Source organism: Algoriphagus sp. (genome assembly GCF_024642405.1).
In the GTDB taxonomy this organism is placed as follows: domain Bacteria; phylum Bacteroidota; class Bacteroidia; order Cytophagales; family Cyclobacteriaceae; genus Algoriphagus.
Window position 1 is genome coordinate 1 of sequence record NZ_JAHEBC010000500.1, and the last position, 2,164, is coordinate 2,164.

Consider the following 2,164-nt stretch of genomic DNA (forward strand, 5'->3'; position numbering starts at 1 on the left):
GTGAATCTCCCACTTCTCCTGTTCTTGCGATTACTACTGCGACATCACCAGACACACCATGGGTAATGAAATTTTTAGCACCATTAATTACCCAATGATCTCCATCCTTCACAGCGACAGTTCGCATATTACCTGAATCTGAACCTGTATTTGGCTCGGTCAAACCCCAAGCTCCAAGCCATTCGCATGTAGCCAGTTTGGGAAGATATTTTTTCTTTTGCTCCTCATTCCCAAACATCATAATATGACCTGTACAGAGAGAATTATGGGCTGCCATGGATAGTCCAACCGAAGGATCCAATTTTGATAACTCTACAATTGCGGTGACATATTCGTCATAACCAAATCCTGAACCTCCAAAATCTGTAGGGACTAAAACCCCCATCAAACCAAGCTCACCAAGTTTCTTAAAAAGCTCCTTTGGAAAAAATTGGTTGTCATCCCATTCTTTCCTAAAAGGGGTAATTTCTTTGGTACCAAAATCCCTGATCATATCAGCGATCATTTTTTGGTTTTCACTTTCCTTAAAGTTCATATAATTTTTTACTTGGGTTTATACTTAGAATTAACCCCAAGATTCGGAATAAGTTTGGATTCCGCAAATCGGTTCAAACCACAGGAAATTTTTGATTTTTAGATGTTTAACATTCTTTCTCATCGCCAATATCATAATAGTAGAGGATTTTCAACTCTACATTAAAAAAGGCCAATTTAAATTTCTTTTTAGTTTGTAATAAAATCTGATATATTTTCCTTTGAATCAATCTTTTATAAGAATATCAAGGAACCCTCTATTCTTCATTTATTGACTTTCTTATCAAACTCTCGATTAGCAGGTCTTTTAATATTTGCTAATAGTATGGAAAAAGATGAATTTCAATTCCAAATCTAAACCACGAAATCTATACAAATCCCTATGAAAACTTTTTCTCTTTTGATTACTGCTTTTTTGATAACAGTTTCTCTTCAGGCACAGGAAATTACTGGCCAATGGAACGGGATTCTAAAAGTTCAAGGAGCTCAACTTCGGCTTGTTTTCCACATTGAAAAAACAGAGACTGGATATGCTTCAAAAATGGATAGTCCAGACCAGGGAGCATTTGGGATTCCTGTCACCTCTACGAGTTTTCAAGAAAACACCTTGAAAATATCCATCACAAATGCCAGAATTGAATACGAAGGTACTTTGGAGGGGGGGGATAAAATTATCGGAGTATTCCAACAGGCAGGACAATCCTTTCCGATGAATTTATCGAAAGGAGAAGTTGAAAAAGAAGAGGTTAAGCGTCCCCAAGAGCCTAAAAAACCCTTTCCGTATCTATCGGAGGACGTGACATTTCAAAACAAAGAAGCCGAAATCACTTTGGCTGGAACTCTCACTTTACCTGAAGAGGGAAATAATTTTCCTTCAGTAATCTTAATAAGTGGGAGTGGCCCACAAAACCGAGATGAAGAATTAATGGGACATAAACCTTTTTTGGTTTTATCAGATTATTTTACTCGGAATGGAATAGCTGTTTTAAGATTTGATGATCGAGGCACGGGAGAATCTACCGGTAACTTTCGGGCTGCCACAAGCGCTGACTTAGCCACTGATGTGGAAGCAGCAGTTCAATATTTGAAAACAAGAAAAGAAATCGATCAAACTAAAATTGGATTGGCGGGTCACAGTGAGGGAGGAATTATCGCTCCGATGGTGGCAGGTAAATCTGAGGACATTGCCTTTATCGTATTGATGGCAGGTACAGGAATTCCAGGAGATCAATTGCTTTTATTACAACAAAGGTTATTGGGTAAGGCATCAGGAATGAGCGAAAATCAATTAGATGCAAACGATGTTATCAGTAAAAAGGCTTTTGACATTGTCAAAAATTCAGCTAATCCTGAACGGGATTTATCAGATCTTATGATTGAAACTTTCCGAAGTCTCCCTAAAAACCAAATCCCAAGTGGAATGTCTGAGTCAGACTTTGTAAATGCACAGCTAAGTCAAATGACCAGCCCTTGGATGCAATATTTTATTACTTATAATCCTGCCCCAACATTAGAAAAAGTAAGTTGTCCTGTTTTGGCAATCAATGGGTCTATGGACCTTCAAGTACCAGCCAAAGAAAATCTGGAAGCTATAAAAACTGCTTTACAAAGGGGTGGAAATGAAAATATT

General features: G+C 37.8%; 2 protein-coding genes. One reads left to right on the plus strand and one right to left on the minus strand.

Annotation, left to right across the window (positions count from 1 at the left end; translation table 11 throughout):
• Positions 1-535: acyl-CoA dehydrogenase family protein (locus Q0L68_RS19840; RefSeq protein ID WP_296705975.1), on the minus strand; the 535-nt coding region annotated here is incomplete at its 3' end.
• Positions 536-916: 381 nt separating this feature from the next.
• Here Q0L68_RS19840 and Q0L68_RS19845 point away from each other — a divergent pair.
• On the plus strand, positions 917-2,164 hold a 1,248-nt coding region (locus Q0L68_RS19845), incomplete at its 3' end, for an alpha/beta fold hydrolase (protein ID WP_296705976.1).